This is a genomic window from Variovorax sp. Sphag1AA (assembly GCF_014192575.1).
In the GTDB taxonomy this organism is placed as follows: Bacteria; Pseudomonadota; Gammaproteobacteria; order Burkholderiales; family Burkholderiaceae_C; genus Variovorax.
This window is the reverse complement of sequence record NZ_JACHYC010000006.1, coordinates 368,187-385,002: the sequence shown is the minus strand read 5'-3', so window position 1 is coordinate 385,002 and position 16,816 is coordinate 368,187. Positions and strand designations below refer to the sequence as shown.

11 protein-coding genes are annotated in these 16,816 nt (G+C 67.3%); 6 read left to right on the top strand and 5 right to left on the bottom strand.

Annotated features, from left to right (window positions below):
• Positions 1-25 precede the first annotated feature (25 nt).
• Positions 26-487: an Lrp/AsnC family transcriptional regulator gene (locus FHW64_RS24615; RefSeq protein ID WP_184530847.1), complete on the top strand. Its 462-nt coding sequence runs from the start codon at positions 26-28 to the stop codon at positions 485-487.
• A 75-nt stretch (positions 488-562) separates the two neighbouring features.
• On the top strand, positions 563-2,965 hold the full coding sequence (locus FHW64_RS24610) for a PhoX family phosphatase (RefSeq protein ID WP_184530846.1): 2,403 nt from the start codon (positions 563-565) through the stop codon (positions 2,963-2,965).
• 12 nt (positions 2,966-2,977) lie between these two features.
• Here the strand turns inward: FHW64_RS24610 and FHW64_RS24605 are convergent, their stop codons facing one another.
• The gene (locus FHW64_RS24605) at positions 2,978-4,120 is read right to left on the bottom strand and encodes a murein transglycosylase A (protein WP_184530845.1); all 1,143 of its coding nucleotides are present in this window, start codon (positions 4,118-4,120) and stop codon (positions 2,978-2,980) included.
• Here FHW64_RS24605 and FHW64_RS24600 point away from each other — a divergent pair.
• Entirely contained in the window at positions 4,119-4,277 is a 159-nt protein-coding gene (locus FHW64_RS24600) for a hypothetical protein (protein WP_184530844.1), read from the top strand. The genes FHW64_RS24605 and FHW64_RS24600 overlap by 2 nt on opposite strands.
• A gap of 204 nt (positions 4,278-4,481) precedes the next feature.
• Positions 4,482-5,141, top strand: a complete 660-nt coding sequence (locus tag FHW64_RS24595; RefSeq protein ID WP_184530843.1) for an OmpA family protein — start codon at positions 4,482-4,484, stop codon at positions 5,139-5,141.
• A gap of 13 nt (positions 5,142-5,154) precedes the next feature.
• Here FHW64_RS24595 and FHW64_RS24590 read toward each other — a convergent pair whose 3' ends face one another.
• From FHW64_RS24590 to FHW64_RS24575, 4 genes are all read right to left on the bottom strand, one after another.
• On the bottom strand, positions 5,155-5,781 hold the full coding sequence (locus FHW64_RS24590) for a response regulator transcription factor (RefSeq protein WP_184530842.1): 627 nt from the start codon (positions 5,779-5,781) through the stop codon (positions 5,155-5,157).
• Between the two features lie 117 nt (positions 5,782-5,898).
• Entirely contained in the window at positions 5,899-7,962 is a 2,064-nt protein-coding gene (locus FHW64_RS24585) for a PAS domain S-box protein (protein ID WP_184530841.1), read from the bottom strand.
• A 14-nt stretch (positions 7,963-7,976) separates the two neighbouring features.
• Positions 7,977-8,792: a carbon-nitrogen hydrolase family protein gene (locus FHW64_RS24580; protein ID WP_184530840.1), complete on the bottom strand. Its 816-nt coding sequence runs from the start codon at positions 8,790-8,792 to the stop codon at positions 7,977-7,979.
• 19 nt (positions 8,793-8,811) lie between these two features.
• Positions 8,812-12,963 (bottom strand): YhdP family protein, encoded by a 4,152-nt coding sequence (locus tag FHW64_RS24575; RefSeq protein ID WP_184530839.1) that lies wholly within the window; start codon positions 12,961-12,963, stop codon positions 8,812-8,814.
• Positions 12,964-12,988: 25 nt separating this feature from the next.
• Between FHW64_RS24575 and glnE the strand changes: the two genes are divergently transcribed.
• Entirely contained in the window at positions 12,989-15,775 is a 2,787-nt protein-coding gene (gene glnE, locus FHW64_RS24570; protein ID WP_184530838.1) for a bifunctional [glutamate--ammonia ligase]-adenylyl-L-tyrosine phosphorylase/[glutamate--ammonia-ligase] adenylyltransferase, read from the top strand.
• Positions 15,768-16,814, top strand: coding sequence for a septal ring lytic transglycosylase RlpA family protein (locus FHW64_RS24565; protein WP_184530837.1), 1,047 nt, complete (start codon positions 15,768-15,770; stop codon positions 16,812-16,814). Before glnE ends, FHW64_RS24565 begins: the two co-directional genes overlap by 8 nt.
• The last annotated feature ends 2 nt before the right edge of the window (positions 16,815-16,816 follow it).

The window sequence follows — 16,816 nt, the reverse complement described above, 5'->3', positions numbered from 1 at the left end:
CGACTTACGACTTTTCCGGCATTTCATGGAACTCGACGCGATCGATCTGCGCATTCTTGATGAGCTCCAGCGCGACGGCTCGCTGTCCAATGTCGAACTCGCGCGCCGCGTCCATCTCTCGCCATCACCCTGTCTCGCGCGCGTGAAGGCGCTCGAAAACAACGGCGTCATCCAGCGCTATGTCGCGCTGGCCAGCGCGAGCGCGCTCGGCCTGGGACTGAACGTGTTCATCTCGATCAGCCTCAAGACGCAGAGCAAGCAGTCGCTCGCGGATTTCGAACAACGCATCGCCGAACACGACGAGGTCATGGAGTGCTACCTCATGACCGGAGACAGCGACTACCTGATCCGCGTGGCGGTCGCCGACATCGCGGCGCTGGAGAAATTCATCCTCGAACAACTCACGCCGATCCGCGGCATCGAGAAGATCCGGTCGAGCTTTGCGCTCAAGCAGGTCCGTTACAAGACAGCGCTGCCATTGCCCTGAGCGGGCGCAGCGAGGTGCAACAAAAGTTTCACACTGCATCGTTATGGTCAGGCTCCCGTCAGTCAGACCACAACGATGAAACATCTCTCCACGCCTCCGTCGCCCGTTGAATCCATCGATCCGGACGACCTCGACAACAACACCAGCGCGAACGCGAGCCTTCACGAAGTCATCGCCACCCGCATGCATCGCCGGCATCTGCTGCGCGGCGGCGTCGGCGCCCTGACCGCGGCAACGCTCGGCCCGCTGGCGCTGTCAGCCTGCGGCGGCGGCAGCAGCAACGGCTTCATCCCGCCGGTGTCGGCCGCACCTTCTCCGGCCCCCACGCCGGCACCCGCCCCGGCGCCTGCCTCCGCGGACCCCAAGCTGGGCTTCAATGCCGTCGCCAAGGATCTCGCCGACCGCGTCGCTGTGCCAGCGGGCTACACCGCCACGGTGATCTACGCGACCGGCGACTCGATCGACCCCGCCGTCACCGACTACAAGAACGACGGCACCGACGACAACTTCGGTCGCCGCAGCGGCGACCACCACGACGGCATGCACTACTTCGGCCTCGATGCCAGCGGCAAGCCGACGCTCTCGTCCAACGACCGCGCGCTGATGGCGATCAACCACGAGGCGATCAACGGCACGGTGGTGTTCATGCACGCGAGCGGCCAGACCAACTCCGGCTCCAGCGCCGGGCCGCGCCCCGAAGCGGAAGCGATCAAGGAAGTCGAGGCGCACGGCGCATCGGTAGTCGAGATCGCCAAGTCGGGCGGCAAGTTCGCGGTGGTCAAGAACTCGACCTTCAATCGCCGCATCACGCCCCGCACGCCGATGAGCTTCGGCGGCCCGGCGCGCGGCTCGGCATTGCTGAAGACGGTCTACTCGCCCGCCGGCACCGACACGCGCGGGATGATCGGCAATTGCGCTTCCGGCTACACGCCCTGGGGCACGTACCTCACCTGCGAAGAAAACTTCGCGGGCTTCTTCCGCCGCGGCTCGGCCGATGATGTGAAGCGCACCGCCAAGGAACTGGTCGCGTTCAAGCGCATCGGCCTCGCCCAAGGCGCGGGCGGCGGCCAGCGTTGGGCCACTGTCGTGCCGGCCGACGGCACGAACACCGAGTACGCACGCTGGGACGCAAGCAGCCTCGGCGCCTCGACCGACGGCACCGACGACTTCCGCAACACCGCCAACACCTTCGGCTGGGTGGTCGAGATCGACCCGTACGACCCCAACTCGAAGCCGGTCAAGCACACCGGGCTCGGCCGCTTCGCGCATGAAGGCGCATGGCCGAGCAACCCGGTGGTCGGCAAGCCGCTGGCCTTCTACATGGGCGACGACTCGCGCAGCGAGTACGTCTACAAGTACGTCTCGAAGGCCGTCTGGGCCGCCGCCGACGCGAACCCGGCCGACCGCCTCGCCACCGGCGCGAAGTACCTCGACGACGGCACGCTCTACGCCGCGAAGTTCAACGCCGACGGCACCGGCACCTGGCTCAAGCTGGACCTGAGCAATCCCGACATCTCGGGCAACAGCACCTATGCCTTCGCGGACCTCGCGGACGTGCTGGTCAACGCACGCCTCGCAGCCGACGCTGCCGGCGCGACCAAGTGCGACCGCCCCGAATGGACCGCCGTGAATCCGAAGAACGGCGAGATCTACATCACCATGACCGAGAACCCCGATCGCGGTTCGGTCGGCACCACCAGCAGCAACAACGTGCCCAACCCGGATGTGGACCCGGCCTTCCCGCGCTACTGGCTGGACAACAAGGGCATCTCGACGCAGAACGCCGCGGCCACCACGCTCAAGGGCAACGTGAACGGGCAGGTGATGCGCATCCGCGAAACCGGCAACGACGCATCTGCCACCACCTTCAACTGGGACATCTATCTGTTCGGCAGCCAGGCGAAGGCCGATGCCGGACTGGATGACGTCAACTACCAGAAGAACGTGAACCTGTCGGGCCTCTCGGACTTCAACGATCTCTCCAAGCCCGACGGCTGCTGGTTCTCGCGCGCGAGCGGCATCCTCTGGATCCAGACCGATGACAACGCCTACACCGACGTGACCAACTGCATGCTGCTGGCGGCCGTTCCGGGCCAGTACGGCGACGGCGGCAAGATCGATGTGGTGAACCAGGCCAACGGCAAGCCCGGCACCGCCGGCACCGGCCCGGTCACGGTGACGACCTATGCGGGCAAGAAGATGAACGACACCATCTTCAAGCGCTTCCTGACCGCCCCGCTCGGCGCTGAAGTGACCGGCCTCGCGGAATCGCCCGATGGCAAGGCGCTGTTCATCAACATCCAGCACCCGGGTGAGAACACAGTCGCAGCCAACATCGCCGACCCGAGCAAGTATGAAAGCCACTGGCCGGGCAACGGCGCTGGCGTTGCGGCCTACGGTCCGGGTGGCGCCACTGCCCGTCCGCGCTCGGCGACGGTGATGATCACGAAGGACGACGGCGGCGTGATCGGCCTCTGACGCCGAGCGAGCCTATTTGGGCCACAAGGCCCATAGGCGCAACGGCTGGTTCATGCGGGCCGCGATGCGGCCCGCTTCCGCGCCGGTCCCGGCAAAGTAGTCGGCACGCACAGCACCAACGATCGCGCTGCCCGTGTCCTGCGCCACCACCAGCTTCGCTAGCGGAAGCGCGGGCCCCGGCGATGCGAGCCACACCGGCGTGCCGTACGGAATGCTGTCGCGATCAACTGCGATCGAGCGACCCGGCGTCAGCGGCACACCCTGCGCGCCGACTGGCCCGGAAGCCGCATCGACTTCGTTCAAGGCTTCCTCCCTGAAAAAGACATAGCGCGGATTGCTCCACAGCAGCGGCTGCAGGCGCTGCGGGTTCTGCGCGACCCACTGCTTCGTGTCGTCCGGCCACGCACTGACCTTCGTCGCACCCTGGCTGATGAGCCACTGCTGCACGCTGCGATAAGGCTGCTCGTTGGTCGCCGCGAAGGCCACTCGGATCACGTGCTGCACCCCGTCCGGCTCGGTCATGCGCAAGCGTCCGGAACCCTGGATGTGCAGCATGAGCACGTCGATCGGATCGGCGAGCCACGCGATCTCGCGCCCACGCAGGGCGGCCTGCGCCTGCGGCAGCGTGTCGATCTCCTGTCGCGTGTACCACGGTCGCTTCGGAACGAGACCCGCGGGTGTCTGGTAGAGGGGATAGATATTGGTCGCCGTCGGTCGCCGCGTCGCTTCGAACACCGGCTCGTAGTAGCTGGTGAGCTTGCCGTCGGTCGGGCCGGTGTAGGCCTCGACGCGATAGGGCTGCAGGCGTTGCATCATCCATTCGCGCTGCTCGTCGTTCTCGGCCAGCGACAGTTGCCGCACTTCGCGGCACAACGGTGCGAAAGCCGCATTGGGCCGAGCACAGTTGGTGATCATCGCGATCCAGCCCTCATGCAAGGCATCGTCGTTGAAGCCCGGGAGCTCCGACCATGCAACCGGTACCCAGCGACTCTTGGGATGTGCGAGAGAACCGGTCAGTGGCCCGAGATCGCGCGATGGTGGCGTGGTGGCCGGCGGCGTCTGCGAAGTCCATTCGGGCTGCCGGGGGCCGGTGGAGCAGGCGGCGAGCGTTGCTACGATCGCGAGCCCAACCAGCCACTGGAGTCCTTTTTTCATGGGTCTGATTTTGCTTGAAGCCCTTGCCGCTGGCCTCGTGTTCATCCTCATCATCTGGTGGACCATGTTCTCGGGGCGCAAGCGTGGCGAGCTCAAGGACGACGAGCCGTCGGCAAGCGGTGCACCCGCGCGCGACGAGCCGCCATCACGCGACTGAAGCTGTCGTTCGATGCCGCATGGACATGTCGGCGTGGACGCCGCTCGCTACATTTTCAATAGCAGAGTTGTCAGTCTTTATGCGGCATCCGGGCAATCGATCTGGGCGAAGCGTTACATACGGAAACCGCAACCAGGGCCTGAAGCTGCTGCGCGCTCCGGATAATCGACCGGCCTTTTTCCATCATCCAAAGGAAGGACTCCAATGAAAAAAATCGTACTTGCCACCTGCGCCGCGGTTTACGTGCTCGCAGGCTGCGCGGACATGAGCGAATCGCAGAAGAGCACCGCCCAGACCACGGGCATCGGCGCCGGCATCGGCGCACTGGCGGGCGCAGCGATTGGCTCCGCCACGGGCCACAGTGCCGGCACCGGCGCAGCGATCGGCGCGCTGGCGGGCGCGGGCGGCGGCTACCTGTGGTCGCAGCGCATGGAAAACCAGAAGCGCCAGATGGAAGCCGCCACGCGCGGCACCGGCGTCGCCGTGACGCAGACGCAGAACAACGAGCTCAAGCTCGCGATTCCGAGTGACATCTCCTTCGACGTCGGCCGCTCGGTGATCAAGCCGAACTTCTCGCCGATCCTCGACCAGTTCGCGCAAGGCCTGCGCAACAACCCGAACGCCGAGGTCCGCATCGTCGGCCACACCGACAGCACCGGCACCGATGCGATCAACGATCCGCTGTCGATCCAGCGTGCAGCCGCCACGCGCGACTACCTCGTGTCGCGCGGCGTGTCAGCAACGGCCTTCAAGATCGATGGCCGCGGCTCGCGCGAACCGGTTGCCGACAACAGCACCCCCGCAGGCCGCGCCCAGAATCGCCGGGTCGAAATCTACGTAGGCGAGCGCCAGGCGCAAGGCTGAGCAAGCCTCGGCGTCAAATCCCCCTGAGTAAGTTGGCCAGTTCGACGGCCGACTTCACTTCCATCTTCTCGAACACGCGCGCGCGGTGGACCTCCACCGTGCGCACGCTGATCGAGAGCTGATCGGCAATCAGCTTGTTGGGCAATCCCTCGATCACGCAGTTCATCACGTCACGCTCGCGATCGGTGAGCTCGTCGACGCGCCGCTTCAGCACCTGACGCGTACGCTGCGCGTCGATGGCGCGCACCGACGCGCCAAGCGCATGCTCGATGCGATCCACCAGTGCGTTGTCGGAAAACGGCTTCTCGCAAAAATCGAAGGCGCCGCGCTTCACCGCATCCACTGCCGTCGGTACATCGGCATGGCCGGTCAGGAAGATGACCGGCAGCGTCTCCAGAAGGCCGCGCTCGGCGAGGCGGTCGAACAGGACCAGCCCGCTGGTGCCGGGCATGCGAACGTCGAGCAGCAGGCAATGGGGCTGGGCGCGCAGCGGCTCTTCGGCCAGACGCGCCTCGAAGGCCTCCGCACTCGGAAAACTCTCGCTCGCAAGACGACGCGAACGCAGCAGCCAGGCCAGCGCCTCGCGCACGCTCGCATCGTCGTCGACGATGAAGATCAAGGCATCGATCAGAGGTTGCATAGAAAGGGCAGTTTCAACGAGCGCAACGAAGGCCAGGGCACCCGCGGAACCGGCTTTGCCGGGCCGCTGGGTGCGCCCCCGGAGAGGGGGAGCGCCGAAGGCGCATGGGGGTGAACATCATTTCACTGGAAGCGTGAAACGGAAGACCGTGCCGCGCGGATGCTGCGGCTCGAAGATCAGCACGCCACCATGCTGCTCGACCACGGTGCGGCACAGGCTCAAGCCCAGCCCCATACCGTCCGAGCGCGTGGTGAAGAAAGGCGTGAAGAGCCGCGCCGCCACATCGTCGCCAATGCCGGCGCCAAAGTCTGTCACCGAGAACTCCAGCCAGCGGCGCGCATCGGCCGCCGAGTTCGCCTCGGCGCCGCGACCGATCGCGCCCGCGCGAACGACCTTGATGCGCAACACGCGATCGGCCAGCTCAGGCACATCCATCGCCTGCATACCGTTGCGCGCGAGATTGAGCAGCACCTGCTCGACCAGCGTGCGATCGCAATAGACCATCGGCAGACGCTCGTCGAGCACGACCTCGACGTCCACGCCGAGCTTGCGCGCCTGCAGCCGCACCAGCGGCAGCACCGCATCGACAAGCGCCTGCGGCGCGACCGCCTCGCGCGTGCGGTCGCGCCGCCGCACGAAGTCGTGCACGCTGCGGATCACCTGCCCCGCACGATCAGCCTGCTCGGCGATGCGGCGCACCGCCATCGCGACATCGTCGTGGTCGCTGTCGCCCGACGGGCCCTTGGCCTGTAGCAGGTTCAGCGAACCGGTCGCGTAGCTTGCGATGGCCGCGAGCGGCTGCGTCAGTTCGTGGCTGAGCAGCGATGCCATCTCGCCGACGGTGGCAAGCCGCGCGCTGGCCTGCAGTCGTTCCTGGCTCGCACGGGAAAGCTCCTCGATGCGGCGCTGCTCGCTGATGTCGATGAAGGCGCTCATCCAGCCGGTCTGGAAACCATGGGCGTTGATGAGCGGCGCCTCGAAGATCAATACCGGAAAGCGGCTGCCATCCTTGTGCATGAAGACCGACTCGAAGCCTTCACGCGGCGGCATCGCGCCGGCCAAACGCACGGCCTGCCGATGCTGGTATTCGTGGGCGAGCTCTGTCGGCCAGTAGGGCGCCTCTCGATCGCTCTTCATGAGCTCGTCGGCGGTGAATCCGACCATTTCGCAGAACGCCGGATTCACGTAGGTGATGCGCCCCTGCAGGTCGCGCGCACGCAGGCCGGTGATGACCGAGTCCTCCATCGCCTTGCGGAAGGCGAGCGCATCGGCGAGGTCGTCCTCGGCGCGCTGGCGGCGCCGCGTGTCGCGCGCCAGGAGCACCAGCACCGAGACCAGCGCGATCGATATCCCGGTGACCAGCGCGGTGAGCACGTTCGGGAAGAGGTCCGGCACCGCGCGCCAGCCGTCGACACGCAGCATCACCGGTGCGCCGGGCAGATCGATCATTTGCTGTGCGGTGAAGACGCGCGTGCCCATGCGCCGCTGTGCACCGATCGCGACGAGGCGCGTGCCATCGATCTCGGTGAAGGCGACTTCCTGGCCCCGGCTCAACGTCGGCGCGACGAGTTCGATCAGGATGTCGCGCAGCGAGTAGGCGGCCACCAGGTAGCCGCCGCCCTCGATCGGCAGGCACATCTCCATGACCTCGAGGCCGCTGCCCTGCGCGATCGACATGTAGTGGCTTGGCGAGAACGCGGGGCCGCCGAGCTTGCGCGCGGTGACGCAGGCGAGGGAAACGTCAGGAAAGCTTTCCGATCGGTGCTGGTCGTCGAAGATGCGGCGGCGATACGGCGTGTCCGCCGCGGCAAGCGTGTGCATCAACGGATCGAGCCATTCAAGCCGCAGCCATTCGCGGTGCTCGCGCAGAAGCGCCGTGGCGCGCGTTTCCCACTGCTCGGTATTGGCGCCGCCCGCGAGCGAGGCGCGAAGCGTCTGCGCATTGCGCTGCAGGTCGCTGCGAAGGTCCGCCACGGCGTCAGCGGTGTCGCGCTCCAGCACCGACTGGGTCTGCTCGATCTCATGCCGGCCCGCGAGCCAGACCACCGTCACCAGCAGCGCCAGCACGAGGATCGCCAGCAGCACCCACAGGAACCACCGCCGCCACACGGAGCGCAGAAAGCGCAGCCGCGCAAAAGCGGGCCGCAGCGCGCGGGCAACGGGCAGGGTGGGCGCAGACACCGGACTGGCTTGGTTCAGAGAACGCAATGAGACAAGGCAGGCAACTGGCCGCGCGCGCGCTCGACCTGCTGCGCATCGAGATCGAACAGCACCACGGCTTCATCCACCGCCTGCTGCGCGACGACCGTACCCCATGGGTCGACCACCATCGACTGGCCCCACGTCTGCCGGCCGTTCTCGTGCTTGCCACCCTGCGCGGGCGCCACCACCCAGGCGAGGTTCTCGATCGCACGTGCGCGCAGCAGCACTTCCCAGTGGGCAGCGCCGGTGGTGCGCGTGAAGGCGCTGGGCACGAGCATCAGCTCCGCGCCCTCGCGTGCGAGCGCCCGGTAGAGCTCAGGGAAGCGCAGGTCATAGCAGACGCTCATGCCCACGCGCCATCGGTGGCCGTCGCGTGACGGCAGGTCGAACAGCATCGGCCTGCTGCCCGGCGCGATCACGCGACGCTCGTCGTAGCGCTCTCGGCCGTTGTCGAAATAGAAGAGATGGATCTTGTCGTAGCGCGCCACGCACGCGCCGTCGGGCGAATACACGAGCGAGCTGTTGAACACATGGTTGTCGTCGTCGGTCTCCAGCGGCAGTGTGCCGCCGACGATCCACAGGCCGAATTCGCGCGCGGCATCGGCCAGGAAGTTCTGCACCGTGCCCGTGCCGGCAGTCTCGCGCAGCCCGAGCTTGTCGGTATCGCGCGCGCCCATCATGCAGAAGTACTCGGGCAGCACGGCGAGTTCGGCGCCCGCCTCTGCGGCGTCGGCCAACAGTGCATGGGCGCGTGCGAGATTGACCTCGCGCTCGATGGCCGAAACCATCTGGATTGCAGCGACTTTCATGTGCGGTGACTCCTTCTCCTCATCGCGTCGTGGCCGGTGCGGTGGGCGAACCCGCCGCCTCGGACGCCAGCCGGCGCGGCACCCGGGTGATCTTCGGATCGGTCCAGGTGCCGTCGATCTTGAACTCCTGCGTGGCGGCCGCGACCAGCGGCCTGCTCAGCACCATCTGCGCAAGGAAAGTGCCAAGGCCGATCGCCGGATTGATCGCGGTGGCCACGAGCGCCGCGGTGCCGGCGTTGATCTCGGGCACGACCACGACGCGCAGGCTCTGCGTCTCGTGCGCGAAGTCCGCGGAGCCATCCATCAGCACGGCCGCGTTGACGCCCTTCATCTGCAGATTGTTGGTGGAGGCTACACCCTGGTCGATCTTCACATCGCCACGCAGGAAATCGAAGGCGAAGCCCTCGCTGAACACATCGCGGAAGTCGAGCGTGAGGCGTCTCGGCAGGGCCTGCAGGCTGAGCACGCCGAGCAGCTTGGCAATCCCCGGATCGGCCTTGAGGAACTGCCCCGACTCGACGTTGATCTGCAACTGCCCCGCAAGGCTCGGCGAGTCGAGCGAGAAGGGCGAGCCATTCCAGCTCACATCGCCTTCCAGCCGGCCGCGGCCGCGGCGCACCACGTCCTTCATGCCGAAGCGGCCGAGCAGCGCACCGGCGTCGGCGATGTCGAGCTTGAAGTCCATGCTGGTGCGGCGCGCGTCGCGGCCTGAGCTGGACGCGCCCGGCGCCGCCGCCCAACTGCCCTGCGCGGTGAAGGTCGCGTCGGGATTGATCATCGCGAGCCGGTTGAGGCGCCATTCGCGCCCAAGGCCGCCGCGGTTGACTGCATCGATCTCGGCACGACCGAGCCGATGCCCGAAGAGCTCGAAGTCATCGACCACGATGTCGAGCGCCGGCAGGGTGCTCGGTTGCTCGTCGAGCAGCGATTCGACCGCGGTGGCCTCGGAGCGCGCGATCTTGAGACGCGCCAGTCGCGCGTACAGGCGACCCGCCTGTGCGTGCCGGTATTCCGCATAGCCGCTGAGTTCGGTCGCATCGATGTTGGCCCGCCAGACGGGGCCGTCCCGCGTGCCGCCGAGCACCACGTTGTGGAGCGTGCGGCCGCCAAAGGCGAGTTCCTGGGCGCGCAACGCGATGAGCGTCGGCAGGAAGTCGTCCGATGCATCGCCGCCGGCGTCCGCTGCCGCCTTGTTGCCTGAACTGCCAGTGGCTTCGCCGAAGAGCGCCTGCCATGCCGCAATGTCCAGGCGCTCGAATCGCAGGTTCGCGAACACGCCACGCTCCGGCGCCGCCGCCGATTCGCCTGCGGCCAGCCCCACGCCGATGCCGCCGCGCAGCACGCGCGCGTCATCGCCGGAGATGTCGCGCACGTAGGTCGCCGAGACCGCGCGGCCGAGTTCAGCGGAGATCTGGTCGATCACCACCGGCTTCGCGCCCGACCGGTTCTCGCGCGACAGCACCTTCTTCTCTACGCGCAAGGGCATCGATTCATCGGCCGTCTTGGTCAGCGGATGCGGCAACTGCAGACCGAGCCCCTGCAGGCTGCTGATGACCAGGAACTCGGGCGTGCCATCGCGGAACGAGAGGTTGGCGGTGTAGGCGGCGCTGCCGGAGACGTTCTTCGCAAGGCGCGCAAGCCAGTCGACCTCGCGCGTCGCCCGCAGGCCTTCTGCGGTCGCGGTGCCCTGCGCGCGGAAGGTCATGTCGCTTGATGCGCCGAAGCGGCCGCTTCCCTCGATGCGCACCGCCCCGCCTGCCGCGCGGGCCTGCAATCCGGTCAGCGAGAAGCCTGCTTCGGTGAAGTTGAGCGTGCCGCGCGCCTGCATGAGCGAGGGTGCCGCCGGCGCGAGTTGGACCTCGTTGTCGAGCAGCGCCACGCTGGCCTGCACCTTCGTTTTCTCCATCGCCGCCAGAGGCAACTCGAGCCTGAGCTTGTAGTCGGCATTGCCTGTAGCGCGCATGGCGGCGAGCGTCGACTCCGCAGGCCCGGTGAGCGGTGCGCCCGCCTTCAGCACCTCGCCCAGCGGCCCCTTGGCCTGTGCATCGACCTTGAGCAGCGGCGCATGGTGCGACATGTCGGCGATCTGTGCCTCGGCCTTCGTGACCTCGACGCCCGAAGCGCCCACGAGGCGACCTCGCGCATTGCGCACCAGCATGCCCGCGCGTTCGAAGACCAGTTCACCAGACAGCCCGGTGAGCGCAGGCCACGTCACGCTGCTGAGCGAAGACGGCACATACGCATAGGTCACGTCGGACACGCGTGCGGCGATGCGGAAGTCGCCGTGCTTGGGGTCCATGAAGGGCATGTCGTACAGGTCGCCTCGGACCCTGAAATCCACTGAACTCGCAGTGCCCTTGGTAACCGCGTCACGCACGTAGTCGCGCGTGTGCTTGGGAATTTCCAGCGGCAGGTAGCGGTACACGCGTGTGCCGTCTGCGCGGCTGAGCTTGCCCTGAAGGTCGAGCACACCCGGGAAGCGCCCGCCGCCGCGCGATACGGCCGGATCGGTGGTGCGCCAACTCGCGGTCGCCTCGCCTTCCGCGTCGGCATTGGAAAAGCGCAGGCCCGAGACCTGGAGCTGGACCGCCTGGCCGTCGATCTTCCACTGGAGCTGCGTCGAGAGCTGGTCGATGGGGATCACCGGCTCTTCGAAGACGCCCGGAAAATCAAGCGACCCCTTGGCGATCGACGCCGTGGCATTGCCGCCCGCCTGATTGGCGTCGAATTCGACCGTCGCGCCCTGTATGCCGGGAACACCGACGGGCGGCCGAGGCAGCTCCGCGGCCGTCGGGCTCGCAGCGCTAGGAGATGCGCCGGCGCGCTGACCATTGCGGCCAGCGGCGGGACGGGTCGGCTCCGCCGCGGGTTCGGCATGCTCGCCCGACTGCGATGCCACGCTGAAGTTGCTCACGCGTCCGCGCAACTGGTACTTGTCCGGCGCACCCGGCGAGCCCTGCCAGTTGCCGTCGATGCGCTCCACGAGGCCGCGCAGGCCATAGGAATCGATCAGCTTGCGAGTCGCATCGCCGATCGGAAGCCGGTCCGCGATCAGCGCCAGCGCTGCGAGATCGAGCCGGTCGGCCCGGTAGGCGCCGCGTTCGGCCACGCGGCCTTTCGCCGGCGAGTGCTGGAGCCAGATGTTGCCGCCCGGCCAGCGGATGCCGTCATTGGTCTCGAACTGGAGGTTGGTGGTCGAGAACTCGAAGGTACCCTCGTCCAGCCGGCCGGCCAGGCGGCCAGTGACGTTGCGAAGCACCAGCGGCTGGAGGTCCTTGGCGAGCGATGCGTCGACTTTCATCAGCGCAAGATCGGCTACCGCACCCGAAAGCTGCCCATCCTTGACATCGGCCCAGAGGCGCAGGCCGCCGCTGCCTTCGCGGATCCGGGCATCGAGATCGACGTAGCGGCCGAGCCGGGTCACGTCGATATAGGGGAGATTGGCGAAGAGCTGGCCGTTCCAGGACTTCCAGTTGCCACTGCGCACGGAGAGCAGTGGCTGGCGGAAGTCGCCGAGCAGCGTGAAGCGCTGACCCCAACCAGCGGGCGGGGTGGCGTCGATGCGCATCCCGTGCCTGCGACCGCCGTTGCGGGCCACGAACTGGACGTCCGTCAGCAGCAGCGGCTCGGTCTTGCGACCCTCGTCGATCCAGCGCACGGTACCGCCCTGCACGACGACTTCGCGCTGCGCGAAGAACCAGTCGGCGCTGTCGCCGCCTCCACTGGTCTGGGTCGTCATCTCGAGCCCCGCGATGTGCAGCTTGCCGTCGGCGTCGCGCAGGACGTCGACCTGCGGCTGCTCGATGTAGAGCTGCTCGAAGCTCAGGTTCCAGAGGGAGCGCGGCGACACGCTTGCCACTACCCGTTTGAGTCGCAGGGCCTCCTGCTGGCGGACATCTTCGAGCACCACGTCACGCAGTTCGACCGTGGGAAAGAAGCTGCCCGATCGCGCCTCGATCGAGCCGATGCGCACGGGTACGCCGATCGCGCGTGTGGCCTGCGCCTCGAGCGCGCTACGGTAATCGCCGATTCGCGGCACAATCCAGACGTGTAGGACAACGACTGACAGCGCCAGCAGCAGCCATGTACCGACGAGAAGACCCAGCAGCCAGCGCGCCGCGACAGCGGTGACCTTGAGCAGACGTGAAGGGGAAGACGTCGTGTCGTTCATTGAGGATCGCGCTGTGCCGGGAATTATGACTGCCAGCCCCCAACCGGGTTCCACCCACCCCCACCCCGTGTCGCATCGGCCATCGCCACCCCCCAGCTTCCCTTCGCCCGTCTCGGGCCATTCGCGATTCGTGCAGCGATTGCGCCGCCGCTATGCCGCGGAACTGTCACTGCTCCCGCCGGGCGCCCCGGTGCTCGCGCACATGGCCGCAGCATACGAATCCCTTCGAAGCCGAGGGGACAATGTCGCGGATGCGCTGCGCACCGTACGGCAGCTGGTCATGGAGCGGCTCATCACGCTCGATTGCGATGAACAGGCGCCGCTCGCGGTCGTGACCACTGCGGTCACCGAACTGGCCGAGTTCGCCCTCGATGTCGCCTGCCACGAAGCCTGCGCGGAGCTCGACGCGATGCACGGCTCGCCGATCGGCGCCAACGGCGAGCGCGCGCAGCTCTGGGTCGTCGGCATGGGCAAGCTCGGGGCACGTGAACTCAACGTCTCGAGCGACATCGACCTGATCTATCTCTACGACAACGACGGCGAAACTGCCGGCGATGTCGACGGACGCGGAAAGCTGTCCAACCAGGAGTACTTCGCACGGGCGGTGAAGCGAATCTACGCACTGGTCGGAGACACCACTGAGCATGGCTTCGTGTTCCGCATCGACCTGGCGCTGCGCCCCAACGGCAACTCGGGCCCCAGCGTGGTTTCGCTCGATGCGCTGGAGGAGTACTTCCAGGTGCAGGGCCGCGAATGGGAGCGCTTCGCGTGGCTCAAGAGCCGCGTGGTCGCGCCGCGCTCGGTGGTGACCAGCGGATCGGCACAGGCGTTGCGCGGCGTGGTGCTGCCCTTCGTGTTCCGTCGCTATCTGGACTACAGCGTGTTCGATTCGCTGCGCACGCTGCACCGCCAGATCCGCGAGCAGGCATCGCGCCGCAGTGCCGGCCGGCCCGAGCGCGCGAACGACGTGAAGCTGTCGCGCGGCGGCATTCGCGAGATCGAATTCACCGTGCAACTGCTGCAGGTGGTGCGCGGCGGCCAGTTCCCTGAACTTCGCACCCGTCCCACGCTCGATGCGCTGCAACGCCTCGCGCGCGCCAACCTGATGCCGCAGGAAATGGCGGACGCATTGGCGTCAGCCTATGAATTCCTGCGTCGGGTAGAGCACCGCATCCAGTACCTGGACGACCAGCAGACGCACGTGCTGCCGGTCAATGACGACGACGTACGGTGGATCGCGCAGACGCTGGGCTATGCGGACTGCTGCGAGTTTCTCGCGCAGTTGGACACGCACCGCGAACTCGTCGCGCAGGAGTTCGACAAGCTGCTTGGTGGCAAGGCGCCTTGCAAGGGCTGCAACGGCGGCGGGCGCAGCGCGCCGCCCACCGACCTCTCCGACCTGATCGAGGAATTGCCCGAGGCCTTTGCCGAACGCATCAAGGCCTGGCGCGACAACCCCCGCATTCTTGCTCTGCGCGACGAGACACGCGTGCGGCTGCGCCAACTGGTGCAGCGAACCGGCCAGTGGCTGCGCGAGCCCGACAGCGAAGCGCCCGGCAAAGTCGGCCACCATATCGAAGGCGCATTGCGCTGGGCCGACTGGATCGAGCCCTTGCTGCGGCGCGAGAACTACATCGCGCTGCTGGTCGAACGTCCGGCGGTGCAGGAGCGCCTTCTGCGCCTGCTGGGTTCGGCGAAATGGCCCGCGCGCTATCTGATGCAGCACCCGGGCGTGATCGATGAGCTCGCAAGCGACGAGATGCTGTCGGGTCGCTTCGTGGTTTCGGAGTTCGAGCGCGAGCTGGAGGCTCGCCGCGCGTCGCTCATGCGCACCGGCGAGGCCGACGAGGAGCGCCTCCTGAATCTCCTGCGCCATGCGCATCACGCCGAGGTGTTCCGCACGCTGGCGCGCGACGTGGACGGTCGCATCACCGTCGAGCAGGTGGCCGACGACCTGAGCGCGCTGGCCGACTCGGTGCTGCGCGTGACGGCCCAGTGGTGCTGGCCCCATGTGCGCAACCCGCATCGCGATCAGCCGCAATTCGCGATCATCGGCTACGGCAAGCTCGGCGGGAAGGAGCTGGGCTACGGGAGCGATCTCGACATCGTGTTCGTCTACGACGATGACGACGACCGCGCCGGCGAGGTCTATGCGGCGTATGTGCGCAAGCTGATCAACTGGCTCACGGTGCAGACGCGCGAAGGCGATCTCTTCGAGATCGATACGGCGCTCCGGCCCAACGGCAATTCGGGGCTGCTCACGACGAGCTTCGAGGCCTACGAGAAATACCAGCTCGGCCGCGGCAGCAACACCGCGTGGACCTGGGAGCACCAGGCCATGACACGCGCGCGCTTCGTGCTGGGCGAGCCGTCGCTGGGCGAGCGCTTCGATCGCGTTCGCGAAGCCGTCATCACCGCCCCACGCGACCATGAAGCGCTCAAGGCCGAGATCGTCGCGATGCGCGAGAAGGTCCGCGCGGCGCGTCCGGTGAAGCCCGACCGCTTCGACGTCAAGCACAGCGTGGGCGGCATGGTGGATGCGGAGTTCGCGGTCCAGTTCCTGCTGCTCTCGGCTGCCAAGGACCATCCGGAACTCATCCCCAACGTGGGCAACATCGCATTGCTCCTGCGTGCCGAAGGCGCGGGCCTTCTGCCCGAAGGCGTCGGCCAGAAGGCGGCCGCGGCCTATCGCGAGCTGCGCCGCGTGCAACATCGGGCGCGACTCAACGAAGAGCCGACGCAGGTTCCGCTGACGTCGCTCGTGGCTGAGCGCGAGGCAATGCTGGCACTCTGGAAGGCGGTCTTTGACTGAAGCGCAGCGACGGCCATCGCAACGGGCGCTGGCGCTGATCGCCGGCGCGACGCTTCTCTTCCTGGCCGGCTGCGCAAGCGGCCCACGCGGCGGCCGTGACGGCGCCGAGGCCAATCCACCCGGCAATCTCGGCCAGGTTCCCGACGCGGAGCCGCGCATCGAATCCATTCGCAGCAGCGGCGGCACAAGCAAGCCGTATGTGGTGATGGGCAGGTCGTACGTGCCCATCGTGGACGACAGGCCCTTCCGCGAGAGCGGGCTTGCGTCGTGGTACGGAACCAAATTCCACCGCCAGTCCACCGCGAGCGGCGAACCCTACGACATGTATGCGATGACGGCGGCGCACAAGACCTTGCCGCTGCCGAGCTATGTGCGTGTGCGCAACCCGGCCAACGGGCGCGAGGCGATCGTGCGCGTGAACGACCGCGGACCGTTCCGCGACGACCGCATCATCGATTTGAGCTACACCGCCGCGCTCAAGCTCGACTTGCTGCGTGGCGTCGCGCCCGTGGAGATCGAGCGCATCACGAACGACGACATCCGCACGGGTGCATGGCGGCGCGGCAATGGCGACGGAACGCAATTCGCGCAGCAGGCGGCACCTGCGGCAAGGCCGATCCAGGTCGCTGCCGTGGACAGCGTCGCGGTGCCGGTGGCACTGACCGCTCCGGTCGCATCGACACCGCGCGTGGAAACGATGGAAGTGGCGACCCTGCCGCCGATGACGCCGGTCGCCGTGCCGCCGCAGGCTTCCCTGGATGCATCGCCCTCGCCGGCGGGTCCGCAACCCGGTGCAAGCCCCTCGGCGGGGTTCTGGGTGCAGCTGGGCGCTTTCAGCCAGCGCGATGGGGCCGTGCGCTTCCAGCAGCAGGTCGCGCGTGAGATGCCGGGGCTGGCACCATCGCTCAACGTCTTCAGCGAACGAGGCGTCCACCGCATCCAGGCGGGGCCTTATGCATCACGCGATCTTGCGCGCGACGCGGCCGATCAGGTCCGCAACGGACTGCAGCTTGCGCCCGTCATCGTCGAGCGCCGCTGAGG